At 62.2% G+C, this 18,842-nt stretch carries 15 protein-coding genes and 1 pseudogene; 6 read left to right on the top strand and 10 right to left on the bottom strand.

The features are described 5' to 3' along the window. The first annotated feature begins 450 nt into the window (after positions 1-450). The gene (locus tag ABIE53_RS12975) at positions 451-1,365 is read left to right on the top strand and encodes a LysR family transcriptional regulator (RefSeq protein WP_107706620.1); all 915 of its coding nucleotides are present in this window, start codon (positions 451-453) and stop codon (positions 1,363-1,365) included. Between the two features lie 204 nt (positions 1,366-1,569). Further along, a complete protein-coding gene (locus ABIE53_RS12970) occupies positions 1,570-2,337 on the top strand; it encodes an SDR family NAD(P)-dependent oxidoreductase (RefSeq protein ID WP_053858327.1) in 768 nt (255 codons plus the stop codon). Positions 2,338-2,478: 141 nt separating this feature from the next. On the opposite strand, the gene ABIE53_RS12965 is transcribed toward ABIE53_RS12970, so the two are convergent. The 6 genes from ABIE53_RS12965 to ABIE53_RS12940 form a co-directional block, all read right to left on the bottom strand. Continuing rightward, complete coding sequence (locus tag ABIE53_RS12965; RefSeq protein ID WP_132384535.1) at positions 2,479-2,865, bottom strand: MFS transporter; 387 nt, start codon at positions 2,863-2,865, stop codon at positions 2,479-2,481. A gap of 424 nt (positions 2,866-3,289) precedes the next feature. Next, on the bottom strand, positions 3,290-4,621 hold the full coding sequence (locus ABIE53_RS12960) for an MFS transporter (RefSeq protein ID WP_107706622.1): 1,332 nt from the start codon (positions 4,619-4,621) through the stop codon (positions 3,290-3,292). Between the two features lie 28 nt (positions 4,622-4,649). Then, positions 4,650-5,951: an MFS transporter gene (locus ABIE53_RS12955; protein ID WP_107706623.1), complete on the bottom strand. Its 1,302-nt coding sequence runs from the start codon at positions 5,949-5,951 to the stop codon at positions 4,650-4,652. Between the two features lie 130 nt (positions 5,952-6,081). Next, positions 6,082-7,710 carry a CoA-transferase gene (locus ABIE53_RS12950; protein ID WP_006051435.1) on the bottom strand — a complete coding sequence of 543 codons (1,629 nt, stop codon included), beginning with the start codon at positions 7,708-7,710 and terminating at the stop codon, positions 6,082-6,084. Then, positions 7,707-8,447 carry an enoyl-CoA hydratase/isomerase family protein gene (locus ABIE53_RS12945; RefSeq protein ID WP_107706624.1) on the bottom strand — a complete coding sequence of 247 codons (741 nt, stop codon included), beginning with the start codon at positions 8,445-8,447 and terminating at the stop codon, positions 7,707-7,709. Before ABIE53_RS12945 ends, ABIE53_RS12950 begins: the two co-directional genes overlap by 4 nt. Before the next feature lie 11 nt (positions 8,448-8,458). Then, entirely contained in the window at positions 8,459-9,796 is a 1,338-nt protein-coding gene (locus tag ABIE53_RS12940) for an FAD-dependent oxidoreductase (RefSeq protein WP_107706625.1), read from the bottom strand. A 198-nt stretch (positions 9,797-9,994) separates the two neighbouring features. On the opposite strand from ABIE53_RS12940, the gene ABIE53_RS12935 reads away from it, so the two are divergent. Further along, entirely contained in the window at positions 9,995-10,681 is a 687-nt protein-coding gene (locus ABIE53_RS12935; protein ID WP_006051438.1) for a GntR family transcriptional regulator, read from the top strand. A gap of 58 nt (positions 10,682-10,739) precedes the next feature. Here ABIE53_RS12935 and ABIE53_RS12930 read toward each other — a convergent pair whose 3' ends face one another. The 3 genes from ABIE53_RS12930 to ABIE53_RS12920 all read right to left on the bottom strand — a co-directional run bounded on the left by ABIE53_RS12930 (position 10,740) and on the right by ABIE53_RS12920 (position 13,995). Then, positions 10,740-11,600: an isocitrate lyase/PEP mutase family protein gene (locus ABIE53_RS12930; protein WP_107706626.1), complete on the bottom strand. Its 861-nt coding sequence runs from the start codon at positions 11,598-11,600 to the stop codon at positions 10,740-10,742. Continuing rightward, on the bottom strand, positions 11,597-12,934 hold the full coding sequence (locus ABIE53_RS12925; RefSeq protein ID WP_107706809.1) for an MFS transporter: 1,338 nt from the start codon (positions 12,932-12,934) through the stop codon (positions 11,597-11,599). Before ABIE53_RS12925 ends, ABIE53_RS12930 begins: the two co-directional genes overlap by 4 nt. A gap of 110 nt (positions 12,935-13,044) precedes the next feature. Beyond that, a complete protein-coding gene (locus ABIE53_RS12920; protein WP_244230932.1) occupies positions 13,045-13,995 on the bottom strand; it encodes a LysR family transcriptional regulator in 951 nt (316 codons plus the stop codon). A 286-nt stretch (positions 13,996-14,281) separates the two neighbouring features. Between ABIE53_RS12920 and ABIE53_RS12915 the strand changes: the two are divergent. Further along, positions 14,282-15,791, top strand: a pseudogene (locus ABIE53_RS12915) (M81 family metallopeptidase). A gap of 35 nt (positions 15,792-15,826) precedes the next feature. On the opposite strand, the gene ABIE53_RS12910 reads toward ABIE53_RS12915, so the two are convergent. Beyond that, positions 15,827-16,795 carry a LysR family transcriptional regulator gene (locus tag ABIE53_RS12910; RefSeq protein WP_107706628.1) on the bottom strand — a complete coding sequence of 323 codons (969 nt, stop codon included), beginning with the start codon at positions 16,793-16,795 and terminating at the stop codon, positions 15,827-15,829. A gap of 74 nt (positions 16,796-16,869) precedes the next feature. Between ABIE53_RS12910 and ABIE53_RS12905 the strand changes: the two genes are divergently transcribed. Together ABIE53_RS12905 and ABIE53_RS12900 are read left to right on the top strand one after the other, a co-directional pair. Next, positions 16,870-17,763: an MBL fold metallo-hydrolase gene (locus ABIE53_RS12905; protein ID WP_107706629.1), complete on the top strand. Its 894-nt coding sequence runs from the start codon at positions 16,870-16,872 to the stop codon at positions 17,761-17,763. 26 nt (positions 17,764-17,789) lie between these two features. Then, entirely contained in the window at positions 17,790-18,797 is a 1,008-nt protein-coding gene (locus tag ABIE53_RS12900; RefSeq protein ID WP_107706811.1) for an alpha/beta hydrolase, read from the top strand. Positions 18,798-18,842 lie beyond the last annotated feature (45 nt).

The following is an 18,842-nucleotide window of genomic DNA, read 5'->3' as shown; positions in this document are numbered from 1 at the left end:
GCCGTTATAGCTTGAAAGCGCCCTTCGGGTAAGGACGGGCCCGACGACCGCTTCGGGTCCGAAAGCACGCGTTCGCTGACATCCGGACCCTGCATTGGGCCAATTGATACACGAACGGCAGGGGCCCGATCTACAACTGCCTCACGGACATCGTCACCTGAGTTCCGGCAATGGCCGAACTGATGTCCCCGAAAAGTTCGCCTCGACGATCGGACCGCTCCATTACGTGCCTTTGATCTCGTGACGGCGCGATAGGCGGCAGCGCGTCGGGGGCGCCTGCGAAATTGCGCCCTGACACCATTGTCCGGCATGGGGCTGCACGGTCTGGGCTATACCTGATTACCTGATGGAACTGTCGGTATCGGAAACGGTACTGACATGTCCTCCTGAGCTGCTCGCCGTTTCGCTACACTGCGCATTTTCGCCGACAAGCTTGCCAGGAGGATGCGCATGGACCGCATGGTGACGATGGAAACCTTTGTGACGGTTGTCGATGCGGGTTCATTCTCTGCCGCCGCCCGTCGGTTGAAGCTAGGTCAGCCAGCTGTCTCAAAGGCGGTCGCCCAACTGGAGGAACGTCTGGGCGCCCGTTTGCTATTACGATCGACTCGTGGCTTGGCGCCGACGGCGGCCGGGCAGCGGTTCTATGAGCACGCGCTCAGGGCCATCCATGAGGCAGATCAAGCCGAACAGGCCGTGCGCGAGTCTTCCGATGGTCTGTCGGGGCAACTGCGCATAGGCGCGGCCGTCACCTTCGCCCGGCTGCACGTTTTGCCGGCGCTAAGGTCTTTCCTCCATCAACACCCCAATCTGAGCATCGACATCGTGCTTGACGACCGGTCCGTCGATTTACTGGAAGAGGGCGTCGATGTCGCTTTGCGTATGGGCACGCTGGACGACTCGTCCATGACTGCGCGTCGCATCGCGAGCGGGCGGAGAGTCGTAGTCGGCACGCCGTCATATTTCGCGGAAGCCGGAGTTCCGCAAACACCTGTCGAGCTCGGCCGGCATCAGGCGGTCGTCTATTCCGTGCGAGGCGGCGGTGAATCATGGTTGTTCAGCCGCGATGATGGATCTGATTCAACCGTGACCCTGTCCGGCCGAATCAGCGTGAACGCGGCTGAAGGCATGCGCACGGCAGTGCTCGCTCACATGGGCCTTGCTGTCGCATCGGAATGGATGTTCGCGCCTGAACTCGCGGACGGCACGGTGCAGGCCGTCCTGACTGACTGGACCTTGCCCACCATCGACCTGTGGGCAGTTTTTCCCGCCGGGCGTATGACGACAGCGAAAGCGCGCGCGTTCGTCGCGTTCGTCGAGCACATTCTCAATGAGCACAAATCCAGCGACGACCCGATTGCCTAGCCGCAGTGCAGCCCGGTTCGATTCGCCCCGACCTGTTCCCTTGCCGCAGGAATAGGAGCTATTCCTCGGCCACGACTACCGTACGACGCCGCCTGAGCGGAGGATACGCATCAACCAATGCATCACAGATTGGCTCTGATGCAGCGGTCTCTCCTGCAGTTCCTGCGGGAGAACCGATTCAAAACCTACCCGTTGAGGAAAACCATGACTCAAGCTCTGAAAGGCAAACTCGCCCTCGTTACCGGCGCTTCGCGCGGAATCGGTGCAGCCATTGCGGCACGTCTTGCGCGCGATGGTGCATCCGTCATCGTTCACTATGCGTCGAGTGCGGAGCGCGCCCAAGCAGTCGTCAACGAGATTCGCGATGCCGGCGGCGAGGCTGAAGCTGTGGGCGCCGACCTGTCGAAACCGGAAGGCGTCAGAAGCCTCGTCGACTCGCTGAACGGCGCGTTCGGCGGCCGTTTCGAGGGGCGGCTCGACATCCTTGTCAACAACGCGGGCACAGTCGAGTACGGACCATTTCTCGATTCTTCGGAGAGCTCGTACGACACGCACTTCAACTTGAATGTTCGTGCGCCGATCGAACTGGCAAAAGACGCGGCGGCGCGCATGGTCGCGGCTGGCTGGGGGCGCATCATCAACGTAGGTTCGGCCTTTGGCGAAGCCGCGCCACTGCCTGGCGTGACGCTCTACATCGCGTCGAAGTTCGCTCTCAGAGGCTTCACGCGCGGGCTGTCGCGTGAACTCGGCAAATACGGCGTGACCGTGAATGCTGTTCAGCCCGGCCCGATCGATACAGAACTTGCTCCGCAGCCCGGCACGGAAGATCACGCGACGATGGTAAAGCTCGCGAGCGTCGGCCGTTTCGGCAAACCCGCAGAAATCGCGGCGGCCGTCGCATATCTCGCCAGCCCCGAAGCAGGCTACACGACCGGCGAAAGCCTGACAGTCGACGGCGGATGGATTGCCTGACGCGGGCGGCCCTGTTGAACGCTATTCGAATGGCGCGTGCATTTCGATTTCGAATAGCGTCAACTGAGCGCAGCTAACTGCCGACGGTCATTTTCCGACGGCATTGCGCCCGGTCCGAGCAGTCAGGTGTAGCGGCAAGTATCAACGCCCTGCGGTATGCAGGGCTCCCGCATTCACACAACTGCCAAGCGACAGCAGCAGAACGCCGGCCGCAAGCGGCAGAAGCGGGGCGACTTGCAGCGGTAGTCCATAGTTGTGCCGCAAGTCGAAATACCTCCCGACCGCGACCGGTCCAGACACTGCGCCAAAGGCGTAGCCCGAAAACGCGATCCCATAGAACAGGCCGAAGCGCTTCAAGCCGATATACGAGCGGACGAGGAGATGCGATAGAAGGTCGCCTTCGCCAATTGCAAGCCCGACGAGCGCCGAGGCGAATAGCGCGCTGGGGTAGCTGTCGAGTTGCGCTAGCAGGACAAACCCGGCAGCGCCGGCCGTTAAGAAAAGGCAGGCCACGATCGGTGCGTGCACGCGATCCGCGAGTATGCCGGAGGCGAGCCGGCCAATGAGAATGCCGAATCCTGCGAACGAAGCAGTGCGCGCTGCGTCGTGAGCCGATATGCTGGGGCCACTGCATGTCGTCTCGCTAGCCGATGCACGCGAGCTCGCAGCGCGCTGCCGCACGACGCTGTTCGAAAGTGTTCATCCGATCGAGGCACGGCGTGAGCGAATTGCACGAAGTGCAGTCACCGCGATCGTGGATACATCACATTTCGGCGCCTGTCTGCGACAAAGCAGCGTTGATGTGCGGCAGATATGCAGGAACTCGACCACTAGTGCTCGCAATTCAGGCGGGCAGCTAGTCTGCATAGGGTGCAGGTGGTCGAAGGCTTTCAGGCCACTCCAGTACCGAGACCGCGATGGAAGTCCTGGGTGCTCAGCCGAATCGGCTGCGTCATGAAGACGTCGCAGAACGTATCGCAATCGTTGGGGCTCGACCCGTGGTCCGGATGAAACTCGCCGCGACAATTCCCGCCACCACACAGAACGCGATGAAAAACCAGCCGTTGGTATAGGTCTTGTGGCCCGATGCGTCGACGACCACGAGCGCTGCAAAGATCTTCGCGGAGAAAGCCGCGACGAAGTAGCCCGCGCCATTGACAAAGCCCATCGCCTTGCCATAAACCTCGGGGGAAAAGATTTCGGCAGGCAGCGCGAGGAACGGGCCCCATGCCATGTTCCCGAAGAATCCCATGCCGCAGAGCGCGACCGCGAGCAGAACCTGATTCGCCTGTTGCAACGTGCCGAGCAGAACCACGAACGGCGCGAGCCCGATGAAGCACACGAGGATCATGATCTTGCGGTTACCCTTGAAGACTTTGTCCGACATGTACGATGAGATGAAGCTGCCGATTGCGCCTGCCGCGAAGTAGAGGCCGCTCCACCAGCCCATCGTCTGCATTTTGAAGCCGAAGGTGTCGGACAGGTATAGCGGAATCCACGTGAGCGCGCCGTAGAGCGTAATCTGCATCACGATATCGACGAAAACGACTGCGACATACGTGCGATTCTTGAACAGATCGAGAAAGCGCACGCCGGCGCCCTTGAGAATGGTCTTTTGCGCCGATGCATATTGTCCGCGTGTGATCGTGCCTGCTTCGAGCTCGTCGCGGTACGCGTATTCGAGATCGGCTTCGGTCGCATGGCGATAGTGCTCCGGCCGGTCGAACACGAACACCGCGATCAGGGCGAGCGGCACGACCCCGAGCGCGCCCGTGACAAAAAACACGATGCGCCAGCTGTCCGCGTGCGCCGCGAATTGCGTAGCAAGGACGCTCGCCCATGCGGGCGTGATAATCCACGCCCACGCCAGAACGGTTTGCGCACGCGCGCGGCCTTCCTTGTTGAACCAGCGCATGAGCACGCGCGCCGAAGGAACGTATTCGGTGCCCACCAGCATACCGAAGATCGCCATCCGCCAGAGGTATTCTTCGCGCGTCTGGATGAGCCCCATATACATCGTCATTGCGGACCAGACGATGACCGAGAAGATCAGCATTTTCCTGGCGCCGAAACGGTCCGTCAGCAAGCCCGATACGTATTGCGCGGGCCCGTAGAAGAGCAGCATCAGGAAGGCGCCGGTGCCGATATCCGCGGTCGTCAATCCGATGTCGTGAGCGATCGCTGGATTGAGCACGCTGCTCTTCACGCGATCGAGATACTGGATGCTGTACGCGATGAACAGCACGAACGCGATGATCCATCGGTAAGCTACGCGAGGCCGCATTTTTGTCTCCTTGGCTAGTCGTATGTGTTTATCGCGTCGACGTCGCGATTTCGGGTGTGAGGCTCTGGTCGGCCGGTGCGCGTGGCGCGCGTACAAAGACCGCGACTGCCAGTGCACCGAGCAGGGCGATGGCGCCACTCAGCATGAATGCGCTTGCGAACACAGAGGTCGCCTGCACCAGAAAGCCTGTCGCTGCGGGCGCGAGAATGCCCGCCGTGTTCGCGATCAGATGCATGAAGCCGCCGACGCTGCCCATGCGCGTGTGCGGGACGGTGTCGAGAATGATTCCCCAATACGCGCCGAGCGTGAGGTTCATGAAGAACACGGTGACGGCCATCAGCGCGACGGCGAGCGGAAGGGTCGCGACGCGGCCCGCCAGTGCAACGCACACGGCGGACACGACCAGGCTCGTCACGATGACGATCTTGCGGGAGAGCACGGCTCTCCCCGTAGCGCGGTAGATGAGGTCTGATATCACACCGCCGAGTGCAATACCGACGGCCCCGCACGCCCATGGAATGACGTTCACGAAGCTCATTGACTGCAGGCTGAGATGGCGTTCCATCGTCAGATAGCTCGGGAACCACGAGAGAAAGAAGTACAGGATGTAGGCGTAGCCGAAGAAGGCGAAGGCCGTCGCAAGAATCGATGGACTGCGCAGCCACGCGCCGAGCGGCCGGCCGTCGTCTTCGGTGACCGATGCGGATTCAACGGGCGTGTCGTCGCGATGATGCGCGGGCTTTGCGTCAAGCCAGCGGTTCTCTTGCGGACGGTCGGTGACCAGCAGTGCCCACAGCGCGACCCAGACGAGCCCGAGCGCCGCTATCACGACAAACGACACGCGCCAGCCGACGGAAAGCGCCAGCATGCCGACGATCGGCCCGGCGATCGCGCCGCCGAATTGCTGTCCCGCGTTCGCATAGCCGACGGCGCTTGCCTGTTTGTTGCGCTCGAACCAGCCGCTAATCATCTTGTTCGTGCACGTCGCATACGGTCCTTCGCCTGCACCGAAGATCACACGCACGACGATCAGCGAACCCATGCCTACGACGCCCGCCGTGAGTCCGCAGAACACGGACCACAGCGACATGCTCGCAACGAGCACGCGCTTCGCGCCGAACCTGTCGGCCGCATAGCCACCGACGAAGCAGAACAGCGAATACCCGACGAAGAACACGCTGAACACGATGCCCAGTTCCGCGGGCGTAAGTTGGAGATCTTTCGCGATAAGCGGCGCAGCAACCGACAGCGCAGCGCGGTCGAGGTAGCTGATCGCGCCGGCGAGAAACAGCATGAGTACGATGAACCAGCGTAGTGAGCGGAGCTGCATGAGTGTCTCCTGCATGCGATAGGGATTGGGTCGCCGCCGCGCAACCGATGGACGCGCGTCGCCGGAAGAAGTGCCTTGCGGGCGCTTCTCCTGACGCGTGTCTATTGGATTCGGAGCGCCCGGGTGGCGCTTACGAAACTTCGTGTTCGCCGAGCGCGGTTTCGTCGAGATCGGCGCCTGCCTGCACGCCGGGTTGGAGGAGCGCCGCATCCATGAGCGGCAGCGGATCGAGGATGAGCGCGGGTGCGAACGCCATGTGGTCGAGCACATCGCGCCGCACGTCGATACCCGGTGCGATCTCGCGCAGCACGAGCCCGTCGTTCGTGGCTTCGAAGACTGCGCGCTCTGTGACGATCAGCGCGCTCTGGCCGCGCGCGACGCCGTTGCGAACGGAATACGTGATGCTCTGGGCGTCGCGCACGAATTTGCTGACCTTCCCCTCGCGGCGAATGTTCATCCGGCCGTTTGCATAGTCGACGTCGAGCCCGCCGGTTGTGAACGTGCCGGTGAACACGAGCCGCTTCGCGTTGGCCGCGATATCGGTGAAGCCGCCCGCGCCGGGATTCGCGCGTCCGAACTTGCTGACGTTCACGCTTCCATGCGAGTCGTATTCGGCGAATGCGAGCGCGGCGAATTCGCACAAGCCGCCGTCGATGACGTCGAACTGCTGAAGGCCGTCGAGCAGCGCGCTCGGATGCAGGTTCGCGGAGAACTGCCAGCCGTTCATCACGATGCCACCGTAAGAGCCGTGCTCGGTGGTGAACCAGTAATCCTCGGAACCGGTCTGCGGATCGATCAGACCTTGCTCCGCAAGAATGAGCGGAATGTCGGCCGCTGCGCCGAAGCCGAAGATGCCGAGCTCGCGCTTCCTGACCTCGAGCGCCGCGCGCCGCGCGATGACCTTGTCCGGCCCGAACGGAATCGAAGGAAACACGTGGCGATCGCCCGCCGAGACAAGGTAGTTGCGATCGTAGGGCGTGCCGGTCGTCATCATCATTTCCGCATCGACGACGATCGAATCGACGAAGATGCCCGGCAGGCGCACTTGTGTCGCGGGCCGCTCGCCTCGTCCGACGATGCGTCGCACCTGCGCGATTACGCGTCCGCCGCTGGCCTTCGCCGCGAGCGCAAGTGCGAGACCGGACGAGACAAGCGGCTCGTCTTCGAAGGACAGGTTGCCGAATTCGTCGGCGCTGCTTGCGCGGATGATTGCAACATCGATCGGCCAGGTTGGATAGAAGAGGCATTCCTCACCGTTTAGCGTGATCTTCTGGATAAGATCGTCCGTGCAGCGCGCGGTGAATTTGCCGCCGCCCTGAGCGGGGTCCGCATACGTGCCCACGCCGATGCGCGTCACATAGCCGGGGCTCTTTCGTGCGACTTCGCGCAGCCAGTGCATCGACGCACCGATCGGCCACGAATACGCCTCGATGCGGTTCTCCTGGATGAGTTGCATCAGCGCGGGCCGCTTGCCCGTGCGCGGATCGATGGGATTGATATAGGAACCTGCGACGATGCGCTTCATCAGGCCCTCACGCGCGACATGGTCCATACCCTTGATGCCGACGGCGTCGCCCGTTCCGCACGGGAAATAGAACGTCAGGTTGCGCGGCGTACCGGTGTCCTCGAAGCGCTTGCCGAGTGCCGCGAGCGTGGCGTCCGGCACGACCCAGCCGATGACGCCGACGGATGCGACGGTCTGGCCGTCCCTGATTGATTCCACGGCCTGCCTGGCCGTCACGACCTTGCTCATATTCATGATTTCACCGCGAATTTTGCGAAGATTTGTTGGGCCGCATCGGACTTGCAGTCGTCGGCAAAAATGCGGGCTGCTTCTCGGTCCAGACGCTCGCCATCGAGCGCGATGAACGGCTCGAAAAAGCGCTTGGCCGACGCGACAGCACCGCGTGGGAGTCTGGCGAGGCGTTGCGCGAGCGCGATTGCCCGCGCGTCGACATGACCTGCTTCGGCCAAATGATCAGCGACGCCCAACCGGTGTGCTTCCACGCCGTCGATGGGTTCGTCGCCCCACACGAGCATGCGCGCCCGGACCGCGCCGACCCGCGCGATGAGCGCCTGCAGGCCCCACGGCGGCAGCCAGCCGTTCGGCACCTCGGGAAGATGCCAGCGTGCGTTGACAGCGCTCACGACGAGATCGCACGACACCGCGAGAATGAAGCCGCCGCCGAGCGCGAAGCCCTCCACCGCGGCAATCACCGGCTTCGATAGTCCCGCTATGCCGCGCGCGATCCGCGCCGTTTCGAGTTCGTGTTCGCACATGTGATCGATCGAGAGGCCGCCGAGCTCCTTCAGGTCGCTGCCCGCGCAAAAGGCCGGTGGGGCGCCCGACAGCACGATCGCGGCGACCGAAGCGTCGCTTTCCGCCCTCCGCAATTCCTGTTCGAGTTGCTCCATCAGCGCCTGACTGAGCGCGTTGCGCCGCTGCGGACGGTCGAGCACGAGTTGCCGCACGCCGCCGATGTCTTCGATTTGCATTTGTATTCTCCTTAGCTCAGTTGTGCGCCGTCGCGGTCGAGCGCGCGGCGGATCGCCGACGGCTCCACCTGACGGGGCTCCAATCTTTCGTTGATGGCGATGGCCGCCGCATGTCCGATCGCGTGCCCGTACGAGAAGCACTGCGCGGTGACGCGCGCCGATGCGACCGCCTCGTGTTCCGCCGACAGGCAGCGGCCGGCCACGAGCAGGCCATCTCCCGACTGCGGCACGAAGCAGCCATACGGCACCGTGTAAAAGTCGTCGAGAATCCACTCGACCTTCGGCTTTGCACCCGCATGCAGTTCGATTGGCCACGGCGATACGGCGATGCCGTCGTCGAACTTGCGAGCCGCGAGCACGTCGTCGTTCAACAGGCGCGTGACTCCGCTGACCTGCCGGCTCTGGCGTATGCCCACCTGCATGCCCGTGTCGTTGACGAAGGCGTTTTCGCATCCCGCGAGGTTCTTCCGGAAGAACTGTGCGTACGCATGCACCTGCTTGCGCCCTTCGATTTCCGCTTCGGTGAAGTCATCGCGCAGCAGCGAGTTCAACTCGCGGCCGTCCGCACCGGTCACGCGCGTGCAGTTGCAGAGCAATTCCCCGGGCCGCGTCGTCGTGAAGAGCCAGATCTTGGCGCGCGGCAGATTCGCGCCCGCGTCTGCGGCGGCGCGCAGTTTCAGCGAGACTTCTTCGCCCATGATGGTGTCGTCGCCGTAGGCAGCGAGAAAGCGTCCGATATCGACGCCCAGCAGGCGGAAGATCATCGTCGGGTTCTGCACACGTCCGTCATGACCGATGAAGCTCGACAGGCCCGCCATCGCGACGACGTCCGCGTCACCGCTTGCGTCGATGGTCAGCTTCGCGCGGATATCGAGCGGACCTTGCTTGGTCCATGCCCGTACGCCCTCCACGCGCGCCCCATCCATCAGCGCGCCGGTCGCGATCGAGTGATAGATCACCTGCACGCCGGCACCGGCGAGCAGCGCGTCGGCGGTATCGCGCCAGATCAACGGATCGTGCACGCGCGTCCAGGTGCGCCCGTACCGGACGGGGTCCGCCAGTCCTCCGCGCGTTTCCAGCGCGCGCACGAATTCGTCCGCGAAACCGAAGACGACCTGCTCGGGTTTGGCGCCGGCGCGCTCCGTCGCGAGATACAGACCGCAGACAGTGCCAGAGAGGCCCGCGACCGCGCCGCCTCCGCAAAAGCCATAGCGTTCGAGCACAGTGACGCGCAAGCCTTGCCTTCGCGCCGTGACGGCAGCCGCCACGCCCGCCGCGCCGCCGCCAACGACGAGAACGTCGGTGGAAAGTGCATCGACCAGGCGATGTTCCACCACTGATAAACTCATAATATACTCCTGACATGTCAACACAACATCAGGATAGCGATTGGAGTGAGGCCGCGTCAACCGCTGTCGATTGCAGGTTAACCCCGAGGGCGCATCGCGAAGCGCACGGTGCGGCAGGATCGGGGCCGGCGCAAGCCGCCTCACGCGGCCGATATGTAATACTCACTTTGGTCCAATCGAACTCTCTAACCGGCTTTCATGACGAAATCCAGCACGCGTGCCACGCCCGCCGACCCCGATGCAAACGAGCCCAAGGTGGATTACGCCTATCGGCGTCTAGAAGAGATGATCGTGACGCGGGCACTGCCACCGGGCGCGCTCGTGTCCGAGGTGCAGCTCGCAAACGAGATCAATGTGGGCCGCACGCCAGTGCGCGAGGCACTGGCGCGCCTGAAGCAGTTCGGGTTCGTGGAAACACATCCGCGGCGCGGCACATTCGTGTCGACCGTCGATGTTCGCAAGCAACTGGAACTGCTGGAAGTGCGTCGCGCCTTGGAGCCTCTTGTCGTGGCAGCAGCATGCGCGCGCGCCACAAGCGAGCAGCGCACGGAGATGAAATCGCTCGCCGACCACATCGTCCGGGCGGCCAGGCAGCGCAATGTGAATGAATATTTCCGGGTGAATCGCGCGATCCACGAACTGGAAGTCACCGCAACGCACAACTCGATGCTCACGACGACCATGCAGGTCATCCATGCTCAATCACGGCGCTTCTGGTTCGTGCACGTACAGCAGAGCGAGGCTTTTGCGGAGGGCGCCGCTCGCCACGCGGCCGTGCTGCGCGCGATCGCGAAGGGTGCGGCCGACGAAGCGACGGTCGCGGGCGATGAACTGATGGTCTTCCTCGATCGGCTTACGCGCTCCGCGTTCGACACGTTCCGCTGAAGAGGCGTCGCAGTTTCGGTGTCAGGACACTTCGAGAGACGAGCGCCCGGATGTTGGTTCATGGATCGATCAAGCAATATTCAGCGGCGCGCCGATTGAAGTCTTCGTAACCGGTAAGTGCGTCGAGCGCGGCGCTGGACGCGAGCGATCCATCAAGTGCACGAATATCGCGTTGTTCCGTGAACGTCCGCAGGGTTTGCTCAATGGCATGTTGTGCCGCTTGCAGGCATAGGCCGTGATAGATCGCGACGTCGACTCCGGCCGCCTGCTCGTCGGCGACGCTCGCGCCGGCCGTGTTGACCAGCACGACCTTGCCCGGAATCCGCGCGCGGATTGTCGCCAGTTGGGCGACATCAAGCGCGCCCGGCATGACCGCGTCGGCCCCAGCGTCAAGATACGCGAGCATTCGTTCTAGCGCATCCAGTGGACTGCCGGTGACGTCGGCGATATCAGTGCGCGCGATGATCTGGAAGTTCGGATCTTCGCGCGCATCGAGCGCCGCGCGGATCTTCTGTACCATTTCCCTCGTCGAGAGCACTGCTTTTGGCATATTGGTGTGTTTGCCGCTGACGTGATCCTCGATATGGATCGCACTAACGCCGGTTCGCTCGAGAGCGCGGATCGTCTTGCCGATACCTGTCGCGTTGAAGAAGCCGCCTTCGGCATCCGCGATCAGGGGAATGCTCAGTACGTCGCAGAACTCGGCGAGCCTCGCGCACAGCGTCGTCAGATCGAGCCAGCCGACGTCTGGTTGCCCGACGCTGGTCGATAGCGCATAGCTACCGACGTAGGCGACCTCGAAGCCTGCGCGTTGAACCTGCAACGCCGATAGCGGATCGAAGGTGCCGGGAGCAGCAAGCGTGCGCGGTCTGCTCATCCGCTGTCTCAGTCGGGCACGTAGGAGAACCGCTGCATTCATGACGACTCGAACTCCGCGGCGGCGAGATCCTGTGTGCCTGCCGGCGAAGGCAGGCGGTTGAACGACAGCAGCAGACTACCGATCACGAGAATTCCGACCATGCCGAGCAGGCCGGCCTGCATCGTACCCGTCAGTGTCTTGAAATAGCCGATTAAGGTCGGACTCACGAAGCCTCCGAACAGTCCGATCGTGTTGACAAGCGCGACGCCGCCGGCTGCCGTGTCGCCCTTCATATAGTCGGACGGCATCGCCCAGAATACCGTGTACGCGGCCCACAGCCCGGCGGTCGCCACCGTGAGGCTGATGATGGTGATCAGCAGGCTGGTATCGTTCAGCGCGGCGATCAGCAACGCGACGGCGGCTAGCGTGAGCATCGACACCGTGTGCCAGCGGCGCTCGCCAAGACGGTCCGAGCGGCGTCCCCACCAGACCATCGCAAAGATCGCCGCGATGTAGGGAATCGCCGCGAGGATGCCGATCGTCATTGTGCTGGTGACGCCAGCGCTCTTAAGGATGGTCGGCAGCCAGAAGCTCACGGTGTAATGCCCGCAGATGATGCAGAAGTACGAGACGCCGAGAAGCAGCACGCGTGGATCGGAGACCACTTGGCGGAACGAATGGTGACGAGGTTCGTTGCCTGCTGTGTCGTGCTTCAGCTCGGCGGCGAGCAGACGCTTGTCGGTGTCGCTGAGCCATTTCGCTTCGGCCGGGCGATCGGTGATCCAGAATAGGCCGAACACGCCGAGCAAGACGCTCGGCAGTCCCTCGGCAATGAACATCCATTGCCAGCCGTGGAGGCCGCCGACCGTGTCCAGCAGCATCATCGTGCCGGTCGACAGCGGCGCGCCGAAGATCCCGCCGATCGGCCCGCACAGCATGATCACGGTGATCGCGCGTGCCATCCGGTTCTGGGGGTACCAGTAGGTCAGGTAGAAAATCAGCCCGGGCGCGAAGCCAGCTTCGAACACGCCGAGCAGGAAGCGGATCACGTAGAACGCGTTCGCGCTCGTGACGAACATCATGCTCGCCGAGGTCAGTCCCCAGAGGATCATGATGCGGCTCAGCGTGCGCCGCGCGCCGATTTTCGGGAGCAGGATGTTGCTCGGAATCTCGAAAAGCATGTAGCTGAGAAAGAAGACGCCGGCGCCGAGACCGTACGCGGCGTCGCTCAGGCCGACGTCGGCCTGCATCTGCAACTTAGCGAAACCGATATTGATCCGGTCGAGATACGCAAACACATAGCACAGCGTCAAGAAAGGCAGGAGCCGCCAGTTGATCCGCGCAAACAGGTTATTCGTGGAGGTCGTCAACGACCACGTGGCGTCGCTTTGCATGTTGTCATACACCGTCGGGGGATGGGAGGTGTGGACAATGTTTCCCGGTCAAAACGTGGGGCACAACAGCAATCGCATCGCCGTTGCGCTGCCTTTTCGGCATCGCTCGGTCAGCATCGCACAAGCGCACTGCTCACATGCACTTCGGAGCCGAATAGCGGCATTTGCTCGACGATCAGATCGAGCACGCGTTGCGCGGCATTCGGCAATCGACGGCCCTCGCGGACCAGCACGCACGACTGTGCCGCACCGAACAGGGGATGCGCGAGCGGCGCGACGCAGAAGGCCGGATCCGCGCTATCAATGAGCGTCGCCGCGTACGTCAGGAAGGTAACGCCGTTGCCGCTGCGCACGAATCGCTTAAGCATCGCGACCGAGTTCGACACGAGCGCCGGCGTCAGCCGCACGCGCTCAAGGTCGGCGACCGTGCGCACGATCTGGCCCAGCCCGAAAGCCGACGACATCAGCGCGAGTGGAAACGGCGCGAGTTCGGCGATTGTCAGCGGTGTGTTCCGCGACGCGAGCGTGTGCGCGCCCGACATCAGCACGCAGACCGGGTTCGCGGCGATCGCATGCTGCGTCACACGCGCCGCGGGCTGCGGGTTGTACGCGAGGCCGATGTCCACCTCATCGTTCGCAACTTCGCTGATGACGTCGTTGACCGCAAGCGTTTTCGCACTAATGTTCAATTGCGGATGCGCGTTGATAAACGGTGTCAGCACATGATCCATGAGCGGGTCGACGAAGCCTTCGCTGATGGCCAGGCGCACGCTGCCGATCCGAAGGCCGTTCAAATTTTGCAGCGTATTTTCAAACACCGCGCGTTCGGACTGGCAGCCGCGCCAGTACGCGAGCAGCGCGTGCGCTGCCTCGGTCGGCGCGACGCCGCGATTGCCGCGTTCGAACAACGGCGTGCCGATTTCGTCCTCGAGCAGCTTCATCTGTCGTGTCAGCACTGAGGACGCGGTGTTGAGCGCATCCGCCGCCGCGCGGATCGAGCCGCGCGCCAGAATTTCGTGGAAGTAGCGCAGACGGCGCTGGTTGATTTCACCAATGGCCATTCGGTTCTCCTGATCTGTCGGAATGATCTCGTCTGAGGCGAGTCGCGATGAACCCGACAGCCGTGCGACCTTCCGGGCTGTTGAAATGTTAGCAGTATGTCAGAGCGTGCATCCGGGGGCGAGGTACCGGTCTGTGTCAGCGTGCTGCCCGTCAGGCAGCGTCGAAGGCCGCATTTTGCTGTTGCCGCGCGCTCGGGTCTGGATCGAGCATTGAAGCCTGCGCTATTGCATCGGTCTATGCCTCGCGGCATGGCAATTACCCGTCAAACCTACCAGACAAAGCGGAATGAAAATATTGATCGCGGGTTTCCAGCACGAAACCAATACATTCGTCGAGCGAAAGGCGCTCTACCAGAACTTCGTGAATGGTGAAACGTTCCCCGCGTTGAGGCGCGGCCAGCAAGTGCTTGGTTTCCGAAACGTCAACCTTCCGATCGGGGGCTTCATTAGCGAGATCGAACCGGACGGTCATACGCTTGTCCCGGTACTTTGGGCAGGCGCAGGTCCCTCGGCACACGTTATGCATGACACGTATGAGAAGATTGCCGGCGAAATCGTCGAGGCGGCTGGAATGCATGTGCCGGATGCTGTTTACCTCGATCTGCACGGCGCCATGGTCGCCGAACAGACCAACGATGGCGAAGGCGAACTGCTGGCCCGCTTGCGAAGCGTGATCGGACCTCGCGTTCCTATCGTCGCGTCGCTCGATTTGCACGCGAATGTCACCGAGCGCATGCTTGCTTGCGCCGACGCGCTTGTCGCGTACCGAACCTATCCCCACGTCGACATGGCTGCAACGGGCGCGCGAGCTGCTCGCCTTTTGCGGGCGCTTCTGGGTGGAGAGCGTTGGCACTGCGCCTGGCGCCGGTTTGCCCTTTCTTATTCCCCTGAACGCAATGTGCACCCTCGTCGACCCGGCAAAGTCGGCCTTTGAGAAGGTCGAGCAACGTGAGAAGGCCGGTCTTGCCTCAATGTCGTTCACACTCGGCTTTCCTGCCGCCGACTTCCCCGAATGCGGGCCGATGGTGTGGGCGTACGGGACACATAGGAATCCTGTGGAAGCCGCCGTCGGCCAAATTTTCGACGGGATAGCGCTTTCAGAGGCGGACTGGGCCGTCGATTTCCTCACGCCGGAGGACGCCGTGACGCAAGCCATGCAGCTGTCCGACGGCAAGAACAGACCGGTCGTGATTGCCGACACGCAGGACAATCCGGGCGCCGGGGGCGAATCCAACACCACCGGAATGCTTCGGGCACTCATCGCCCAGGGCGCCAGTAGTGCTGCATTCGGCGTTGTTCATGATGCCGAGGCCGCTATCGCAGCACAGCAGACCGGCATCGGCCGCTCGCTGGAAATTGAACTGGGTGGTGAATCCGGCTTGCCTAATGGTGCGCGCTTTCGTGGTGTTTTCGAAGTCGTCGAACTGTCGGACGGGAAATGTGTGTTCGATGGCCCAATGCTGAATGGCATGCAGGTTCAGTTGGGGCTGACTGCATTGCTGAAAATCCACGAGATTTTCGTCATTGTCAGCAGCGAACGTCCACCTCAGATGATGGATCGCAATCTCTATCGGGTGGCGGGTATCGAACCCGAGAACATGCGCATTCTTGTCAACAAAAGTTCGGTGCACTTTCGTGCCGACTTCGACGCCATTGCTTGCGCGACACTCGTCGCAAAAGCGCCGGGAGCCATGCGCGCCGATCCGCGCGATCTTCCCTGGAAGGACTTGCGACCCGGTTTGCGCATCGCTCCGCTCGGCGCCCCCTTCAGCGCGCGCATTGACGAGCCCGTATGAACAACGGGCCGGACCGCGCCGGAGGACCCCTTGGTTTAACTAATCTTGTCGGTGGCGATTTCGAATGACGGGCTGGCTTCCTCGATCTGCGCCAGGATTGGTTCAACCTGCTGCCGTAGCCACTCAGAAGCCGGGTCTCGATCTGAATAGGCAGCCCAGACCATCGAAATTGGTGTGACTCTAAAGTCGAACGGGACGGGGCTTGCCACCAGCCCCAACAGCGCGGCGTACCGTTTGATGATCCTCGACGGCAACGTAGCGATGACAGGCGTTTGCATGACCGCGCCGAGAATGGTCAGGAATTCGGGCGCAGCCATGGCCACGTCAAGTTCAACGCCGGCGGCGCGCAGGGCGTCGTCCAGGCATCCGCGAATACTCGCGTTTTGCGAGACAAGGGCGTGTTTCTGAGCCAGGTACGCACTTCGGCTGACGGGCATCGACAGATTGAGCAGGCGGGGGTTGAAGCAGCACATCAAGGACTGTTCGAACAGCAGTTTCCTTCGATGCCGTTCAGCGCCGTCGCCAAAACATCCAATCGCCAGATTGATCACGCCGTCATCCAGCATCCTGTGCACGTCGCCCGGTTGCGCCGGGCGACCGAGTAGCCGGATTCCTGGAGCACACCTTTGTACGTGGGCGGTCAAGCACGGCATCAGGAGCACCTCGAGCTCGCTCGAAAAGCCGATCGAAAAAGTCCGCTCCTCGGTTTCGGGACGAAACCTTTCGCGGGCAGTGATCGCATCCTGAGCCTGCTCGAGAACCGTGCCGATTGCCGCCGCGAGCGCTTCAGATCGGGGCGTCGGCTTCATTGTGTGCCCCACACGAACGAAGAGTTGGTCATCGAACAGCATACGCAGCGTACCAAGGTTGTGGCTCATGGCCGACTGCTGGATCTTCAACCGCGTAGCTGCCTTGGTGACGCTGCGCTCGCGCATCAGCGCATCGAAGGCGACCAGCAGATTCAGGTCGAAAGACCATAAATTGAAGTGATCGATGGAGCTCATGATTTGAATCGATTTGTTCGTTCGTTGCTCGAATCATAGACTACGGACGTCCTTTCAGCCAAGCGAGACCCAGCATGGTTCATCCGAACAAAACCTACCGGATCGGTGATGTGACCGTCACCAAGATCGAAGAAATGCGCCTGAACGTCGCGCCGCCGTCCTTTCTTTACCCGGCGTGGGAACCTGAACAACTCGAGCCCAATCTTCACTGGCTTACGCCCAGCAACATGGACGCGACGACCGGAAACCTGATCCAGAGCATTCACACGTGGCTGGTGCGCGCGCCGCATCACACCATCCTGATCGATACCGGCTCCGGCAACGACAAGGAACGGCCGCAGAATCAGATCTTCCATCATCTGAACACGCCGTATCTGCAGCGGCTCGCCGCGGTTGGCGTGCGCCCTGAGGAAGTCGACTATGTGTTGCATACGCACCTTCACGTCGACCATGTCGGCTGGAATACACGGCTCGTCGATGGCCGTTGGGTGCCGACCTTCCCGAATGCGCGGCACGTGTTCGCGAGGGCGGAGGAGGACTATTACGGCGGCCCCGACAGCCACAACGAAGTGAACGTGCCCAGCCTTGGCGTATTCGAGGACAGCGTCGCGCCGATCATTGCCTCCGGGCAGGCCGAACGCATCAGCAACGACGGGGGCGAGTACCTCGATAACTTCGTGTTCCGCCCGACCAAGGGACACAGTATTGGCCACATGTCGATTGAACTGCATTCGAAGGGGCAGGCGGCGCTCTTTACCGGAGACGTCATGCATCACCCGTTGCAGGTGGTGCGCCCCGACTGGAATTCGGTGTTCTGCGAATGGCAGGACGAGGCCCGCGCGTCGCGCCGCTGGGTGCTGGAGCAGGGCGCCGAACGCAATCTGCTGCTGTTCACCCCGCACTTCGCCGAGACATCGGCCGGTTACGTCACCAGCCAGGGCGACCGTTTCTCCTGGCGCTATGAATAATGAGCCAGACCCAGGAGCTACCCATCATGAGGCAGAACATCGTGGTTAAAGGAAAGCAACTTGTCTTCGAGGAATTGCGCGTAGCGACCGGTACCCCCGGCATTGACCTCTACGTTCGCAACAAGCGCCCCGCCGCGCTCGAGACCTTCACGGCGGAACGCACCATCGTCATGGTTCACGGTGCCACCTTTTCGTCGGGAAGCCTGTATGACGTTCCGTTCAACGGAATGTCGTTCATCGACTTTCTTGCCGCGGCGGGATATGACGTCTATGCGCTCGACGTGCGTGGTTACGGCCACTCAACACGCCCGGCGGAGATGGAGCAGGCAGCGGATCTGAGTCCTCCGGTCGTCGGCACCGACATCGGGTTGGCCGATCTTGGCACCGTGGTCGATTACGTCCTCAAGCGTCGCCAGCTGGACAAAGTATCGGTATTTGGCATGTCATGGGGCGGCACAGTGGCGGGTGCCTATACCAGCCGCAATAACGACAAGGTCCATAAACTGGTCCTATTGGCGCCGCAGTGGCTGAGCGATCGGCCGATTCCTATCGACACTGGCGGGAGGCTCGACGCGTGGCGCCTGGTTCCGGTGCGCGAAAGCAAGGCCCGCTGGCTCAGCACCGCACCGGAACACGGACGCGCGAGCCTGGTCCCGGAAGGTTGGTTCGAGCAGTGGGCCGATTTCACGCTGGCCGAGGATCCCTGGAGCCGGGAGCGCGCGCCGCACCAGTTGCGGGCCAGTAACGGCCCGATCCAGGATATCCGTGACTACTGGCGTGCGGGACGAAAATACTACGAGCCGGCCGAGATTCGTGTGCCCGTGTTGCTTGTCCATGGCGAGTGGGATATCGATGTGCCTATTGACCTCGCGCAGTCGCTTTTCCTTGAACTCAGGAACGCGCCTTACCGTCAATGGGCTGAAATAGGCGAAGCCACGCACCTCGTTTTGCTCGAGAAAAATCGCTTGCTCGCGTATCAGGCGATCCGGGACTTCTACGACCGCACTTTCCAGGAAGAAACCGGGAAGCGCTAGCACAAGCGCAGGCCCACGCCCGGAAGCCCCACACTCATTGCGACT

Source organism: Paraburkholderia sp. OAS925 (assembly GCF_040543975.1).
GTDB classification, from domain to species: Bacteria; Pseudomonadota; Gammaproteobacteria; order Burkholderiales; family Burkholderiaceae; genus Paraburkholderia; species Paraburkholderia graminis.
The sequence above is the reverse complement of the archived record's forward strand: the minus strand, read 5'-3'. Positions and strand labels throughout refer to the sequence as shown.